The sequence below is a fragment of the Leucobacter japonicus genome (assembly GCF_001273855.1).
Taxonomy (GTDB): Bacteria; Actinomycetota; Actinomycetes; order Actinomycetales; family Microbacteriaceae; genus Leucobacter; species Leucobacter japonicus.
Genome location: NZ_JHBX01000142.1, coordinates 483,702 through 498,308, shown reverse-complemented (window position 1 = coordinate 498,308; position 14,607 = coordinate 483,702). Strand labels below are relative to the sequence as shown.

At 65.9% G+C, this 14,607-nt stretch carries 14 protein-coding genes; 1 reads left to right on the top strand and 13 read right to left on the bottom strand.

The features are described from left to right. The 5 genes from secD to leuA all read right to left on the bottom strand — a co-directional run bounded on the left by secD (nucleotide 1) and on the right by leuA (nucleotide 5,970). Nucleotides 1-1,764, bottom strand: coding sequence for a protein translocase subunit SecD (gene secD / locus AMS67_RS16440; protein WP_053388285.1), 1,764 nt, complete (start codon nucleotides 1,762-1,764; stop codon nucleotides 1-3). 64 nt (nucleotides 1,765-1,828) lie between these two features. After that, nucleotides 1,829-2,320, bottom strand: a complete 492-nt coding sequence (gene yajC, locus AMS67_RS16435; RefSeq protein ID WP_053388284.1) for a preprotein translocase subunit YajC — start codon at nucleotides 2,318-2,320, stop codon at nucleotides 1,829-1,831. A 141-nt stretch (nucleotides 2,321-2,461) separates the two neighbouring features. Continuing rightward, complete coding sequence (ruvB, locus tag AMS67_RS16430; RefSeq protein WP_053388283.1) at nucleotides 2,462-3,460, bottom strand: Holliday junction branch migration DNA helicase RuvB; 999 nt, start codon at nucleotides 3,458-3,460, stop codon at nucleotides 2,462-2,464. After that, on the bottom strand, nucleotides 3,457-4,098 hold the full coding sequence (gene ruvA, locus AMS67_RS16425) for a Holliday junction branch migration protein RuvA (RefSeq protein WP_053388282.1): 642 nt from the start codon (nucleotides 4,096-4,098) through the stop codon (nucleotides 3,457-3,459). Before ruvA ends, ruvB begins: the two co-directional genes overlap by 4 nt. Nucleotides 4,099-4,191: 93 nt before the next feature. Continuing rightward, the gene (gene leuA, locus AMS67_RS16420; RefSeq protein WP_053388281.1) at nucleotides 4,192-5,970 is read right to left on the bottom strand and encodes a 2-isopropylmalate synthase; all 1,779 of its coding nucleotides are present in this window, start codon (nucleotides 5,968-5,970) and stop codon (nucleotides 4,192-4,194) included. A gap of 235 nt (nucleotides 5,971-6,205) precedes the next feature. On the opposite strand from leuA, the gene AMS67_RS16415 reads away from it, so the two are divergent. After that, nucleotides 6,206-8,017 carry a DUF2207 domain-containing protein gene (locus AMS67_RS16415; RefSeq protein WP_053388280.1) on the top strand — a complete coding sequence of 604 codons (1,812 nt, stop codon included), beginning with the start codon at nucleotides 6,206-6,208 and terminating at the stop codon, nucleotides 8,015-8,017. Nucleotides 8,018-8,043: 26 nt separating this feature from the next. Here the strand turns inward: AMS67_RS16415 and AMS67_RS16410 are convergent, their stop codons facing one another. The 8 genes from AMS67_RS16410 to AMS67_RS16375 are packed head-to-tail and all read right to left on the bottom strand — an operon-like array spanning nucleotide 8,044 to nucleotide 14,562. Next, nucleotides 8,044-8,412 carry a DUF5684 domain-containing protein gene (locus AMS67_RS16410; protein ID WP_053388279.1) on the bottom strand — a complete coding sequence of 123 codons (369 nt, stop codon included), beginning with the start codon at nucleotides 8,410-8,412 and terminating at the stop codon, nucleotides 8,044-8,046. A 51-nt stretch (nucleotides 8,413-8,463) separates the two neighbouring features. After that, the gene (gene era, locus AMS67_RS16405; RefSeq protein WP_053388278.1) at nucleotides 8,464-9,387 is read right to left on the bottom strand and encodes a GTPase Era; all 924 of its coding nucleotides are present in this window, start codon (nucleotides 9,385-9,387) and stop codon (nucleotides 8,464-8,466) included. Further along, the gene (locus tag AMS67_RS16400; RefSeq protein ID WP_053388277.1) at nucleotides 9,384-10,673 is read right to left on the bottom strand and encodes a hemolysin family protein; all 1,290 of its coding nucleotides are present in this window, start codon (nucleotides 10,671-10,673) and stop codon (nucleotides 9,384-9,386) included. The genes era and AMS67_RS16400 overlap by 4 nt, the downstream gene beginning before the upstream one ends. Next, on the bottom strand, nucleotides 10,670-11,131 hold the full coding sequence (ybeY, locus tag AMS67_RS16395) for an rRNA maturation RNase YbeY (protein ID WP_053388276.1): 462 nt from the start codon (nucleotides 11,129-11,131) through the stop codon (nucleotides 10,670-10,672). The genes AMS67_RS16400 and ybeY overlap by 4 nt, the downstream gene beginning before the upstream one ends. Beyond that, complete coding sequence (locus AMS67_RS16390; RefSeq protein ID WP_053388275.1) at nucleotides 11,128-12,120, bottom strand: PhoH family protein; 993 nt, start codon at nucleotides 12,118-12,120, stop codon at nucleotides 11,128-11,130. The genes ybeY and AMS67_RS16390 overlap by 4 nt, the downstream gene beginning before the upstream one ends. Next, complete coding sequence (locus AMS67_RS16385) at nucleotides 12,110-12,460, bottom strand: HIT domain-containing protein (protein ID WP_053388274.1); 351 nt, start codon at nucleotides 12,458-12,460, stop codon at nucleotides 12,110-12,112. Before AMS67_RS16385 ends, AMS67_RS16390 begins: the two co-directional genes overlap by 11 nt. Before the next feature lie 9 nt (nucleotides 12,461-12,469). Next, nucleotides 12,470-13,210 carry a response regulator gene (locus tag AMS67_RS16380; protein WP_241488123.1) on the bottom strand — a complete coding sequence of 247 codons (741 nt, stop codon included), beginning with the start codon at nucleotides 13,208-13,210 and terminating at the stop codon, nucleotides 12,470-12,472. Then, nucleotides 13,207-14,562, bottom strand: coding sequence for a sensor histidine kinase (locus AMS67_RS16375; RefSeq protein ID WP_075201487.1), 1,356 nt, complete (start codon nucleotides 14,560-14,562; stop codon nucleotides 13,207-13,209). Before AMS67_RS16375 ends, AMS67_RS16380 begins: the two co-directional genes overlap by 4 nt. Between the last annotated feature and the right edge of the window lie 45 nt (nucleotides 14,563-14,607).

The window sequence follows — 14,607 nt, the reverse complement described above, 5'->3', positions numbered from 1 at the left end:
TCAGCTGTCCTTTCCGGTCGAGGCGTCGGCTGCGAGGGCCTTGCGCTCGGCGATCGTCTGGCGACGGGCGGCTTCGCCCTGGCTGCGTGCGTTCTTCTTACCGGCGCCCTGGCTGGCCACCACCGGCTCGCGGAACTGCATGCGACCTCGGTACACCGCGCCGAGCTTCTTCGGATCGAGCCCAGAGAAGGGGTGCCCGCCCTGGTAGAACCGGGTCCGTGCGAGCAGCGTCATCATCGGGTGTGTGAAGAGTGCCACGACTGCAACGTCCACGAGTGTCGTGAGGCCCAGTGTGAACGCGAAGCCCTTCACGTTGCCCACAGCCAGGATGAACAGGATCACTGCGGCAAGGAAGTTGACGCCGTCCGAGGCGAGCACCGTGCGGAATGCGCGCTTCCACCCGTGCTCGACTGCGCTCTCGATGGAGAACCCGTCGCGCAGCGCGTCTCGAATGCGCTCGAAGTACACGATGAACGAGTCCGCTGTGAACCCGACCGCGACGATGATGCCCGCGACGCCGGCCAACGACAATCGGTAGCCCTGTCGCCACGAGAAGAAGGTGAGCAAGAGGTAGGTCAGAATACCGGCGATCACCAGGGATGCGACGGTGAGCGAACCGAGCGCGCGGTATTGGAACGCCGAGTAGATGACCACGAGCACGAGGCCGATCAAACCGGCGAGGAGCCCGGCCGCGAGCTGGTTCGTGCCGAGCGTCGCGGAGATATCTTCCTGGCTTTGCACGGTGAAGTCGATCGGCAGTGCGCCGAACTTCAGCTGATCGGCGAGCGCGGCAGCCGACTCCTGTGTGAACTGGCCACTGATCGACGGGCGACCGTCGAGAATTTGAGCCTGCATCGTCGGCGCGGAGAGCACGCGACCATCGAGCACGAAGGCGAACTGGTTCTGGGGCGCAGTCGCCCCGAAGAGGCGCGTGCTGATCTTGCCGAACGTCTCGGTGCCCTGCTTGTTCATAATGATCTGCACGACCCACTCGCCGGTGGAGGCGCCCGTGGATGTCGTGCCGACCTGAGCCGTCGCGTCGCTGATCACGGAACCGTCGAGCTCAACGGGGCCGAGAATGTACTTCAGCGAGCCCGTGTCGTCGCAGGTAATAAGCGGACGGTCGTCAGGAGCGTCACCGGCTCCCAGCGCGTCCTCGGAGTTGCAAGTGAACGCATCGAACTTCTCCTGGAGCGCCGGGGTGATCCAGGCAAGATCGCCCGCGCTCTCAGGAATCGTCTCGGGGTCGAGATCGCTCGTGTCAGTCGCGGCCGCGTCGTCGGCTTTCGCGTCAGCGTCCTTCGCGTCATCCTCTGCCGCTGCCGCATCGTCTTCGCTGCCCTCGGTATCCGCTGTCGCGGTACTCGCACCGACGTTGTACGTCAGGACCGGGCGGAAGTCGAGCTTCGCCGAGGCTTCGATGCGCTGCAACGTGGCTTCATCGGCCTTACCAGGAATCGAGACCGAGATGTGCTGGTTGCCCTGCGTCGTGATCTCGGCCTCGGAGACGCCGGCGGCGTCGACACGTTGGCGGATGATGGACACTGCTTGCTGCAGTTGGTCGCCCGCGACCGTCTCGCCATCGGTCTGCTCTGCCGCGAGCAGAATCTGAGTTCCGCCTTGGAGGTCGAGCGCCAGCTTTGGCGTCCACGTTGCGCTGCTCCGGAACACGCCGTAGGCGATGAGACCGGAGAGGCCCACAATGATGATCAGAAGGAAGATGAGTGAGCGACGGGCTCGCCTCACGGCGGGTGAAGACGCCAAGACTGGACTGCTTTCTCTCTACACGAGCGGGGATGGTTGCGGCCCGAGAGCCGCAACCACAGGATCAGGCCTTGGGCGCTGAACCGGTTCCCGTCTCATCGGCATCGGGGGTTTCGCCGGTGTTGCCCGCAATATCGGACTCAGCGGCGGCAGCGCCATTCTGCGAAGCCGTTTCGGCCTCCGCAGCGGCATCCGCGATCGGCGACGTCTCGCTCTGAGCTCCGAGACGCTCGCCGAACGCGGGGTCGTCATCGGGTGCGAGATCTGCAGCGGGTGCAGCGGCAGCTGCATCAACCGGCGAAACGACCTGCGAGACCGCGTTACGGTGCACGACGAAGGTCGAGGTGCCGCTGCGCACGGTTACCTTGTTGTCTTCCTCGTCGATCGAATCGATCGTGCCGTAAATGCCCGACTGCAGCATCACCTCGGCACCGGGGCGGACGTTATTCTGCAGCTCCTGCATCGCTGCCTGACGCTTCTTGCCGTTGCGGAACATGAAGAAGATCAACAGCGCGATCAGCGCGAACATCACAATAGTGATCGGGTCCAGAGCCACAATGGTCCTTTCAATGGGCGTGCACGTGCGTCTCGTGAGGCACAGATTCGATCAGTTTATCGGGAGGTCGCTGTGAATGCCCCCGCCATCTGATGATTTTCTGGGTGGATCACATGCTCCCGCCAGCACGAGCGGATGCGGCTACCCCGCCGTCGGGGGCTCAAGGCCCACGTGCTCCCACCCGAGGCGCGTCGCGACACGTCCGCGGGGCGTGCGCGACAGCAACCCGGTGCGCACGAGAAACGGTTCCACGACCGCCTCGATCGTCTCCGCTTCTTCGCCGACCGACACCGCGAGCGTCGACAAGCCGACCGGCCCGCCGTTGAAGCGCTCGACGACCGCTCGGAGCACCTCGCGGTCCAGTCGGTCAAGTCCGTGCTCGTCCACGTCATAGAGTGCCAGCGCGGCGCGCACGGTGCCGGTATCACCCGGTGCCTCGTGCACCAGACTGTAGTCGCGCACGCGTCGCAGCAGTCGGTTCGCGATGCGCGGCGTTCCGCGTGAACGACGGGCGATCTCCTCGACACCGGTCTCAGATAACGAGAAGCCGAGCAGTCCGGCTGCGCGGCGCACGACACTGGCCAGCTCTTCATCGGCATAGAACTCGAGATGCGCGGTAAACCCGAAACGATCGCGCAGCGGGTTCGGGAGCAGCCCGGCGCGAGTCGTCGCGCCGACGAGCGTGAACGGCGCCAAATCGAGGGGCACCGATGTTGCTCCGGCTCCCTTGCCGACCATGATGTCGACTTTGAAGTCCTCCATCGCCAGATAGAGCATCTCTTCGGCGCTGCGCGCCATGCGATGGATCTCATCGATGAACAGCACTTCGCCCGGGGTGAGCGCGGAGAGCACAGCGGCGAGGTCGCCCGCATGCTGAATCGCCGGGCCTGAGGTCTGATGCAACGGCTTGTCGAGTTCAGCGGCGACGATCATCGACAGCGTGGTCTTGCCGAGCCCGGGCGGCCCAGCGAGCAGGATGTGATCCGGAGTGTGGCGACGCATGGTCGCGGCATCGAGCAGCAGTGACAGCTGCCGACGCACCTTCGCCTGGCCGACGAACTCTGAAAGCGTCGCAGGGCGCAATGCACCCTCGTAGCCCTGCTCGGAGGGCGTCGCCTGCGCCGACAGCTCCCCCGTCATCGGGCGCCTCTCGACCCACGACTGCCGCTGCGACCCGCTTGGAGCAGCGCCAGGGCTGCCCTGAGGAGCCCCGCGTGGTCGGCGGGCGCCCCGGCCGCGACCGCGTCATCGACGGCAACGCGAGCATCGGATTCGCTCCAGCCCAGTCCCGCGAGCCCGTCGGCCACGGCGGCGGCGGTCGCCTCACCGGCGTCCGGAACCAATGCGGCTTCACCGCCAGGCCCCGCACCAAGGGCAATCTCGGAGAGCTTGCCTGCGAGCGAGACAGTGATGAGCTTCGCCGTCTTCGGACCGATGCCTGACACCTTGCGGAACGGCTTCTCGTCGTCGTTCGCAACGGCGCCGGCAATCTCACCGGGCGTCAAGGCAGAGAGCACACCCAGCGCACTCCGTGGGCCGACACCCGACACCGCGATCAGGTGGCCGAAGACGTCGAGTTCCTGCTGCGAGGCGAACCCGAAGAGCGTGAGGGAGTCTTCGCGAACGACCAACGACGTCAACAGGAGAAGTTCATCGCCGGGTACCGCTTGAGCGACGCGCCCGTGCGGCACTTCCACACGCATACCGAGGCCGCCGACCTCGATCACTACCCAGCCGGCACCGGAGGCGAGCACCGGCCCGCGAATCGAAGCAATCACCCCATCACCCTACGAGGTTCCATCGACATCGGCCGCAGCGCCACTCCGTGCAATCGAACATATGTACGATTCGGGAGCGGCGCTGCCGATGCGTCAGGCGCCGAGCTGGGCCGGCTCTGCGGTCGCGCCGGTCTCAGCCGCATTACGGATCGATCGGTTCACCGAACTGATGATCGCTTCGAGCGTCGCCCGACTCGTATCGGGGTCGATGCCGACGCCCCACAGCCGCTGACCGTCGACTTCGAGGTCGACGTACGACGCAGCGACCGCGTCGCCGCCCGAGCTCATCGCGTGCTCGACGTAGTCGAAGAGCGTCACGGAATGCCCACCAGCGTTCAACGCGGCGATGAATGCGTCGACCGGACCATTGCCCCGCGCCGTTGTCTGCTGATCTTCGCTCCCCACTCGGTAATCGACGGTGAGTTCAGTGACCCCGTCACCGGCACTCGTCGACGAGGTGCGGAAGATCTCGTAGTGGCCCCATCGCTCGGCATCGGCGTGCTGCGACGGAAGGTACTCGTCCTGGAAGATGCGCCAGATCTCGTCGCTCGAGACCTCACCGCCTTCGGAGTCGGTCACGCCCTGCACGACTGAGCTGAATTCGATCTGCAGGCGACGAGGCAGGTCCAGGTGGTGATCGGTCTTCAGGAGGTATGCGACGCCACCCTTGCCCGACTGCGAGTTGACGCGAATGACCGCCTCGTACGAGCGCCCCAAGTCTTTCGGGTCGACGGGCAGGTAGGGCACGGCCCACTCGATGTCGTCGACGGTCACGCCCGCTGCGTCGGCGTCGTGCGACATGCGCTCGAAGCCCTTCTTGATGGCATCCTGGTGCGATCCGGAGAACGCGGTGTACACGAGGTCACCGGCCCAGGGACTGCGCTCGGGCACGCGGAGCTGGTTGCAGTACTCGGCGGTGCGGCGCACCTCGTCGAGCCGCGAGAAATCGATCTGAGGATCGATGCCCTGCGTGAACAGGTTGATGCCCAGGGCGACGAGATCGACGTTGCCCGTGCGCTCGCCGTTGCCGAACAGGCAGCCCTCGATGCGGTCGGCACCGGCTTGGTAGCCGAGCTCGGCCGCCGCGATCGCCGTACCGCGGTCGTTGTGTGGGTGCAGCGAGAGAATCACGTTCTCGCGGTGGTTCAGGTGCCGACTCATCCACTCGATCGAATCGGCGTAGACGTTGGGCGTCGCCATCTCGACCGTCGCGGGGAGGTTGATGATCACCTTGCGCTCCGCCGTCGGTTCGAACACCTCGAGCACGTCATTGCACACCTCGACGGCGTACTCGAGCTCGGTGCCGGTGTACGACTCGGGCGAGTACTCGTAGTAGATCTCGGTGTCGGCACAAATGTGCTCGCTCGCCTTGCACAGCTTCGCGCCTTCGACGGCGATCTGCTTGATGCCTGCGCGGTCCGAGCGGAAGACGACGTCGCGCTGCAGAATGCTGGTCGAGTTGTAGAGGTGCACGATGGCGCGCTTCGCACCGATCAGGGATTCGTACGTGCGAGTAATGAGGTGCTCGCGCGCCTGCGTCAGCACCTGAATGGTGACGTCGTCGGGGATCGCGTTGTCTTCGATCAGGTGACGCACGAAATCGAAATCGGTCTGGCTCGCCGAGGGGAAGCCGACCTCGATCTCCTTGTAGCCCATCCTCACGAGCAGATCGAACATGATGCGCTTGCGCTCGGGGCTCATCGGGTCGATGAGCGCCTGGTTGCCGTCACGGAGATCGACGGCGCACCAGCGCGGGGCCTCCGTGATGCGGCGCGAGGGCCAGGTGCGATCCGGCAACTCCACGTCGATGATCTCGTGGAACGGGCGGTAACGGTGCGTGGGCATTCCCGAAGGCTGCTGCAGATTCTGCATGGACTCGTCTTTCTCGTCGAAAACTTGCTCAGCCAAACACAAACGCCGCGACGAGAGAGGCCAGAGACTGATTAGTTCGAAGTCGAGGACTCGTCGCGGCAGCTAAGAAGAAGCGAGCCGAACAGCATGTGGATCACTCTAGCACTTCGCGGCTCCGCGTTCGGACGATGTGCGCGCCTCGAAGACGCACACGTGACCTCGGCGCTCACCGCACGAGTGCCCTAGCCTGGCATGCATGGCCACTCGTTCCCGCCTCGCCCGTACGACCGTCGGTGCACTGCTGCTCGCGGCACTCGCGTTCCTCGGATGGGGACTCCCCTCCGCCCCGGCCCACGCCGACGTCTCTGACTTCTCCTACCGGAGCTGGCATGTCGATGTGCACCTCGACACGGATGCCGAGGGCCGGGCAACCGCTCACATCACGGAGACGCTCGTCGCCGAGTTCCCCGATGTCGATCAGAATCGCGGCATCGTTCGCGGCCTCCCCGAGAAGTACGAGGGCGTCGATACCGATCCGTCGAACTTCACCGTCACCGATGCCCGAGGCGATGCGGTGCCGTTTGACATCGAGGAAGACGATGGGTTCATCGCGGTGCTCACCGGCACCGACGAGTACGTGCACGGCGAACAGACCTACGTGATCTCATACACGCTGCGCGATGTCGTGCTCGCGCGTGCGGACGGCGACGCAGACGAGTTCTTTTGGGACCTGATGGACTTCGAGCACCTGCAACCCGTGGCAGCGTTCAGCGCCACAGTCAACTTCTCAGATGCGCTGGCGGATCACCTGAACGGCAATATGCGCTGTCTTGCGGGTGCTGCCGGCTCGACCGACGCATGCGCGATGACGCGGGCGGGCACGTCATTCGAGATCGCGCCGCTCCCCCTTGCCCCTCGGCAGGGACTCAGCGTGGCAATCGGGCTTGTCGCCGGTACCGTCGCTCAGCCAGCCGCTCGGCTGCCGAACTTCACACTCGACGCGTTGCCGTTCATCGTCGGCGGCGCCGCTCTCGCCGCGGCAGGTGCGGGCGTCGGGTCTGCACTCTCCACGCGTCGGAAGCGCGCCCACGGCCGGGGCACCATCGTCGCGCAGTACGACGTGCCCGATTCGCTCCCGCCGCTTATCGCCGGCCCCCTCGTGGGGGCTTCGGACAAGACGGCCTCCGCCCAACTCGTGCACCTGGCGGTGCGCGGGGCGATCCGCATTGAAGATGGCGAGCCAGAACACGGCTTCTTCGGCGAGAAGCCCGGCCAGCCCGTGCTCCGCCTCATCGACCCGTCACGGGCCGCCGATCCCCTCGATATCGCGACGCTGCGCGAGCTCTTTCCGTCAGGGACGCCGGGCGAGGCGTTCTCGATCCCGAAGCGCGACGAGAAGTTCGGCAAGCGTATGGCGGCGCTGCAGTCGGCGGGCACCACCGCGGCGACGGATCGCGGGTACTGGGAACGCATCGTGAGTCGTCCCGCCCGGCGCTGGGGGTGGATCTCCCTGGCGTGCGTCGCGGTGCTCGCCGTGCTCACGTTCCTCGCGCTTGCGCAGCGCAACAACGGACTCGCGGTCGCGTTCATCGCGATGGGGCTGTTCGCTGCGGTTCTCGCGATCGGGTCGATCGTGAAGCAGCGCGTGAGCACGCCCGCCGGCGCCGAGGCGCGCGAGTACCTCGAGGGCGTTCGCGAGTTCATCCGCGTCGCTGAAGCCGATCGACTCAGGATGCTGCAGTCGTACACGGGTGCGGAGCGTGCAGCGGATGGCACAGTGCACGTCGTGCACCTGTACGAACGCCTGCTCCCCTATGCCATGCTGTTCGGCCTGGAGAAAGAGTGGACGCGCGTGCTTCAAGTCGCCTATCAGGAGCACTCGGCGTCCGTGCCGCTGTGGTACCCCGCCGTCGGGCTCGCCGGGATCGAACACGCGACCAGCACGATTTCACAGTTCACGCAGTCGCTGAATTCATCCGTGAGCTACACCTCGAGCAGTTCTGGCGGATCGACCGGCGGTGGGTTTGCCGGCGGTGGCGGGGGCGGTGGCTTCTCCGGCGGACGGTGATCGGCCCGCCCCCTCGCCCCGACGGTTCAGCTGCGTCGGTACTTCGCGTCACCGAACCCGATGATGAGGTAGCCGATGAACGCGAAGAGCCAGAGCAGGAAGAACGAGAACGCGCCACCCTTGCCAAAGCGTTCACCGAGCCGGATCGCTACGAAGATGCCGAAGATGATGTTGACGATCGGAATCAGGTAGAGCAGCCCCATCCACGCGGAGTACCCGGCTACTTTCACCAGGACGAAGACGTTGACGATCGGGATGATCGCCAGAATTCCGGGATAGCCCGCCTTCGAGAACACGCGCCAGAGCGCGATCGCAATGACGATGTACCAGGCGATGCCGACGATGCCGTAGCTCTGGAACAACGTGGTGATCTGCGTCTCGTCCGTGATATCCATGGCGACCCCTTCGATGCGCTGGCACCCCTGCAGCGCCACCTACGCGAGAGCTTAGTTGAAACCGAGCTTTCCCAGTGCTTTGGGATCGCGCTGCCACTCCTTCAGTACCTTGACCCGAAGCGACAGGTAAACGCGTCGGCCGAGCAGCGCTTCGATCTCCTTGCGCGCTCGCTCGCCCACGTCGCGGAGGCGCGACCCGCGGTGCCCGATGATGATGCCCTTCTGGCTGTCGCGCTCCACGTACAGGTTCGCGTAGATCTCCAGAAGTCCGTCTTCACGCTCTTCGCGGTCTTCGACGGTCGCTGCCAGCGAGTGCGGCAGCTCGTCGCGCACCCCTTCGAGCGCCGCCTCGCGAATCAGCTCGGCGATACGGTCGTCTTCGCCTTCGTCGGTCGTCTGCTCTTCCTCGTACAGCGGAGGCGACACCGGCATGAGTTCGAGCAGCACGTCGGTCAACACGTCGAGCTGATCATTCGTCACTGACGAGATCGGCACCACCGCGTCCCATTCGCGGAGCTCACCGAGGCGCGTGAGCTGATCGATGATCTCGCCGCTCGACGCCTGGTCGACCTTGGTGAGTACGGCGACCTTCTTCGCACGGGGGAAATCGTTGAGGCGATCATTGATGAACTTGTCGCCGGGGCCGAGCTTCTCGGTTGCGGGGACGCAGAACCCGATGACGTCGACATCGCCGAGTGTCGCTTCAACCAGCGCGTTCAGACGCTCACCGAGCAGGGTGCGCGGACGGTGAATCCCCGGAGTGTCCACGATGATGAGCTGGCCATGCGCGTGATGCGCAATACCTCGGATCGCCCGCCGCGTCGTCTGCGGCTTCGGGCTCGTGATGGCGATCTTCTCCCCGACGAGGGCATTCGTCAGCGTCGACTTTCCGACGTTCGGGCGCCCCACGAACGAGACGAATCCTGCCCGGAACTCCGGCGAATCCACCGTGGTCTCCTCTGGCTGCTCGGTCATAGTTCTTCCTCTCCTTCGGCCTGCCCGACCCAGCGCGCTTCGACAGTGCGCAACCGCTGTCTCCGTCGTTCCGTGTCGGCGGCCGTGAGCTCAATTCCTGCAATAGTGACGGTATCGCCGCGCTCAGGCAAGCGACCCAGGGTTTTCGCGACCAATCCGCCGACGGTCTCGACCTCGTCGTCCTCCAGCTCGATGCCGAAGAGCTCACCGAGCTCGTCGACCGAGAGGCGCGCGCCGACGAGGAACGAGCCGTCGTCGCGAGTGATGATCTCGGGAACATCTCGATCGTGCTCGTCCGAGATGTCGCCGAGCAGTTCCTCGATCAGGTCTTCCAGTGTGACGAGCCCGGAGATGCCGCCGTATTCGTCGACGGTGAGTGCCAGATGGTTGGACTCCTGCTGCATCTGTCGCAGCAGTCGGTCGGCGCGCTGCACTTCGGGCACGAAGATCGCGGGTTTCGTGATGCGCGTGACCGGCGCCTGCTCGGCTTCTTCGGGCCGGCGGAGCATGAACCCGCTCGCATCCCGGAGATAGGCGATGCCGACCACGTCGTCGACGTCGCCGTCGATGACCGGCACTCGCGAATGCCGCGCCGCGAGCAGCTGCTCCAGGGCTTCACGAACGGTCTGATCGGCATCGACCGTCACCATATCGATACGGGGCACCATCACCTCACGCACCAGCGTGTCGCCGAATTCGACGAGCGAGTGAATGTAATCGCGATCGTCGTCTTCGAGCACGGCCTGCTCGGCGGCCTGATCAACCATCGAGAGCAGCTGCTGCTCATCGCGAATGCGCCGATTCGTGCCGCGCCCGGGAGTCACTCGATCGCCGAAGTGCACGAGACCCGTGGCGATCGGGCCGAGAATGACGCGCAGCCCGCGCAGCAAAGGGGCTGCGAAACGAATGACGGCGTCGGGGTGGTGCGAACCCACCGTGCGCGGGCTCGACCCCACCAGCACGAAGGTCACCGCGGTCATGACCAGGGTGGCGAGCACCAGCTCAAGCCACAACTGCTCAAGCGAGTATGCGAGCACCAGCGTGATGAGCACGGCCGACAGTGTTTCGGCGAACACGCGCGCGAATCCGAGCGCATTCGCATGGCGGGCCTCATCTTCCGCGATCGCGCGAATCGCAGCGCCGGTGCGCGGTGATTCTTCGGCAAGCGCGAGCAGTTCGGCCTTGGAGCGCACCCCAAGGGCAGCATCAGTCGCAGCAAGCAGGCCGCCGACCGCCAGCAGCACCGCCGCAGCTGCGAGAAAGAGCAGTGCGAGCGGCAGACTCATCGAGAGCGCTCGTGCATGGCGAAGGAGAGCAGCAGATCGCGCTGCAGCCCGAACATCTCCGCCTCCTCCTCCGGGTTTGCATGGTCGAACCCGAGCAGGTGCAGCATGCCGTGGGTGAGCAGCACGGAAATCTCCTGGGGCAGATCATGCCCCGCCGCGTCTGCCTGCGCCTCGGCAACCTGCGGGCAGATCACGATGTCACCGAGGAGGCCGGCGGGAGTCTGCGCGTCGGATCGCCCCGGTCGCAGCTCGTCCATGGGGAAGCTGAGCACGTCGGTCGGCCCGGGCTCGTCCATCCATTGAATGTGCAGGCGCTCGATGGACCCCTCGTCGACGAGCATGACGCCCACCTCGGTATCGGGGTGCACGTGCAGGGACTCGAGCACGAATGCGGCAAGGCGCTGCATGCGCCCGACCTCCACGTCGATCCCTGACTCGTTGTTGATTTCGACGCTCACTGGGCGCCTCCATTCTGGTGCTGCTGGGCCGACTGATCGTATGCGCTGTAGGCGTCGACGATGCGACTGACGAGATTGTGCCGCACGATGTCGTCAGAGCCGAGTTCGGCGAAGTGGATGTCTTCGACTCCGCGGAGAATGCGGTTGACGACGCGCAAACCGCTTGCCGCGATCGGCAGGTCGACCTGCGTGATGTCACCCGTGACCACCATCTTCGAGCCGTAGCCGAGACGCGTCAAAAACATCTTCATCTGCTCGGGGGTCGTGTTCTGCGCCTCATCGAGAATGACGAAGGACTCGTTGAGCGTGCGGCCGCGCATGTAGGCGAGCGGCGCCACCTCGATCGTGCCGCTCGCGAGGAGCTTGGGCACCACGTCGGCATCCATCATCGAACCGATCGCATCGAAAAGCGGCCGAAGGTACGGGTCGATCTTGTCCTCGAGCGTGCCCGGGAGGTACCCCAAACGCTCCCCGGCTTCGACCGCGGGGCGCGTCAGAATGATCTTCGCGACCTCGCGGCGCTGCAACGCCTGCACGGCCTTCGCCATTGCGAGGTAGGTCTTCCCCGTTCCGGCCGGCCCGATGCCGAACACGATGGTGTGCTGATCGATGGCGTCGACGTAGGCGCGCTGCCCGCGGGTCTGCGCGCGCACGGCGTGCCCGCGCACCGACAGGATCGGTTCGCTGAGCACCTGCGCAGCCGTCGGCCCCTGACCGTCGTGCACCATGCGTGTCACCTCCTGCACGTCGCGTCGCGACACCGCACCACTGCGACGTGCCAATTCGAGTATTTCGTTGACGACTTGCTCGGCAGCACGCACCGCGCCCGACGGCCCGTGCAGCGTGAGCACCTGGTCGCGCGCATGGAATCGCACGTCGGGGTGCTGCGCCTCCAAATCGGAGATCAACTGGTCGCGATGCCCGAGGAACGACGCGAGGTCGACCCCGGCGAGCAGGATGGTGCGCTGCAGCTCAGGATCAGGCGTCACCGAGTGAACGCTCCTCGAGGTCGCCCGCGAGCACGTGTGCGTGAACGTGGAACACGGTCTGACCCGCGGTCGCACCGCTGTTGAAGACGAGGCGGAACTCACCGTTCGCGTGCTCTTCGGCGAGCCGCTTCGCGACCGCGACCATCTCTGCAAGGGTTTCGGGCTCGGCCGCCGCGAGCTCCACAACATTCTCGTACGCCGTGGTCTTCGGGATCACGAGGATGTGCACCGGTGCCTGCGGATTGATGTCGGGGAACGCGATGACGCGCTCGGTCTCCGCGAGGATCTCGACCGGGATCTCGCCGGACACGATCTTGCCGAACACGGTGTCTACTGCCATGCGTCCAGTCTAGACGCTGCCGGAGGGCGCCGCCCCGTCGTGCCAGCGGTACTCGACCTGCGGTCGACCGCGCGCGCCGTACCGCGGCTCGCGCACCAGGCGATCGGCGTCTGCGAGGTACTCCAGATAGCGCCGGCTCACCTCGCGCGAGATTCCGAGCCCGGCAGCGACTTCGCTCGCCGTGCTCGGGCCGCGATCGCGCACCACACGGGTGACCGACTCGAGGGTGGCCGCGGCGATCCCCTTCGGCAGGGTGCTCACCGGCGCGGTTCGCAACGATGCGAGCATCGCATCGACCTCGTGCTGTGTCGCGTCGCCGGTGGTCTGATGCGACCTGCGGTGGTACTCCCGGAACGCTTCGATTCGCTCGCGGAACATCGCAAACGTGTAGGGCTTGATCAGATACTGCACCGCCCCCAGGGCCACCATCTCGCGCACCACGTCGACGTCACGCACACCGCTCACCGCGATGACGTCGGTGCGCACACCGCGTGCGCGTGCGTGCCGCAGTACCTCGAGGCCGGTCCCATCCGGCATCGTCACATCGAGCAGCACGAGATCGGCGGCGAGTCCGGGGTCGGTGACGGCGCGTGCCGCCGAACGCGCATCGCGGCACTCCGCCACCACCGAGAACCCACCCGCGCGCTGCAAATGGGCGCGGTGCAGTTCGAGCGTGAGTGGGTCGTCATCTACGAGGATGACCCGGATGGCGGCGGATGATCCGGAAGCTTCGGAAGCGAACTGCGTCACGGCACCACCTCAGCGGACACGGTCGGGACGTTGCTGGCGGGCACGACCGCGGTGAACCGCGTCGGCTCGCTCGACACCGCCACGTCTCCTCCAACGTTCCTGACGAGTCGGGACACGAGCGCGAGCCCGACCCCTCGCTCTTCGGGAGCGGCACCCATCGCGGTCGTCTTGGTCGAGACGCCCCAGTCGAACACGCGCTCGAGCAGCGCCGGATCGATACCGTCGCCCGAATCCGAGACGGTCACGCGGAGCCCGCCCTCCGTCGTCCACACGATTTCAAGAGAGACGCTCCTCGGCCGCGCCGCGCCGGACGCGGCAGCGTCGATGGCGTTGTCGAGAAGATTGCCGATAACGGTGACCAGGTCCATGGTCGACAGCGCGATCGTTTCCACGAGCTGTGCGTCTCCGGGCGCGAGGTCGATGTCGGCGTCGAGTTCCACGCCGCGTTCGGCCGCCTGCGCCGTCTTTCCCAGGATCAGCGCGCTCACGACCGGATCGAGCGCAGTCGGCGCGGTCACACGATCGACGAGCTCCTGACTGCGCCGCGACGTGTCGGCAAGCATCTCGATCGCGTCTGGGGTGCGACCGAGTTCGAGCAGCGCGATCGCGGTGTGCAAACGGTTCGCGTGCTCATGAGTCTGGGCGCGCAGCGACTCGCTCAGCGTGCGGAGCGACTCATGCGACACGAGCGCCTCGTGCACCGCCGACGCCGAGAGATCTCCGGTGATGCGCCGCGTCGCACGCCGGCCGAGTACCGCGGCGAGCACGCCCAGTGCGACGAACACGGCACTCACCCCGAACACGAGCGGCAGATCCTGCACGATCTCACCGCCGATCGACTCGACGGTGATGCCGACCGACACCCAGCCGAGCACACGGTCAGGAGCCGCCGGATCCCCCACCGCGACCACGGGAGCGATCGTGCGCACGGAGGGGCCCAGCGTACCGGTCCACCGTTCGGAAAGCACCGTGGGGGTGGCGGGGATCGTGCCGCGATAGTGCTGGCCGATCTCGCTCGCGTCCGGGTGCGTGAACCGAATGCCTTGCGCATCCATCACCGTGACATAGCTCACGCCGGCCTCACGGCTCAGACGCGATACCAGCGCGCGGAGCTCCTCGGTGGGTTCCGAATCGATCCCTTCGCCCAAAGCCGTGGCGGTCGCGGGAGATGCGGCAAGAGCGAGCGAGAGCGCGTGCGTCGTGCGCTCGGCCTCGCCGTATTCCGCGCGGCGGCTGTCCCAAACGAGGAGCGCCGTAACCGCGACCGTGACGACGAGCACGGCGGCGGAGAGCACGAGGAACACCCGGGACGTCGCGCTGCGCGCCGTTCGCGGTACCGCCTTCGCTGCCATGCGGAACATTGTGGCACGGACCGGACCCCGCCCGAACGCTCCGAT

What these genes read in the sequence shown, in the direction of transcription:
- AMS67_RS16410 (WP_053388279.1), bottom strand. Translation starts at nt 8,412, where the DNA reads ATGGATATCACGGACGAGACGCAGATCACCACGTTGTTCCAGAGCTAC.
- leuA (WP_053388281.1), bottom strand. Translation starts at nt 5,970, where the DNA reads ATGCAGAATCTGCAGCAGCCTTCGGGAATGCCCACGCACCGTTACCGC.
- AMS67_RS16400 (WP_053388277.1), bottom strand. Translation starts at nt 10,673, where the DNA reads ATGAGTCTGCCGCTCGCACTGCTCTTTCTCGCAGCTGCGGCGGTGCTG.
- AMS67_RS16385 (WP_053388274.1), bottom strand. Translation starts at nt 12,460, where the DNA reads ATGGCAGTAGACACCGTGTTCGGCAAGATCGTGTCCGGCGAGATCCCG.
- era (WP_053388278.1), bottom strand. Translation starts at nt 9,387, where the DNA reads ATGACCGAGCAGCCAGAGGAGACCACGGTGGATTCGCCGGAGTTCCGG.
- ruvB (WP_053388283.1), bottom strand. Translation starts at nt 3,460, where the DNA reads ATGACGGGGGAGCTGTCGGCGCAGGCGACGCCCTCCGAGCAGGGCTAC.
- AMS67_RS16375 (WP_075201487.1), bottom strand. Translation starts at nt 14,562, where the DNA reads ATGGCAGCGAAGGCGGTACCGCGAACGGCGCGCAGCGCGACGTCCCGG.
- AMS67_RS16415 (WP_053388280.1), top strand. Translation starts at nt 6,206, where the DNA reads ATGGCCACTCGTTCCCGCCTCGCCCGTACGACCGTCGGTGCACTGCTG.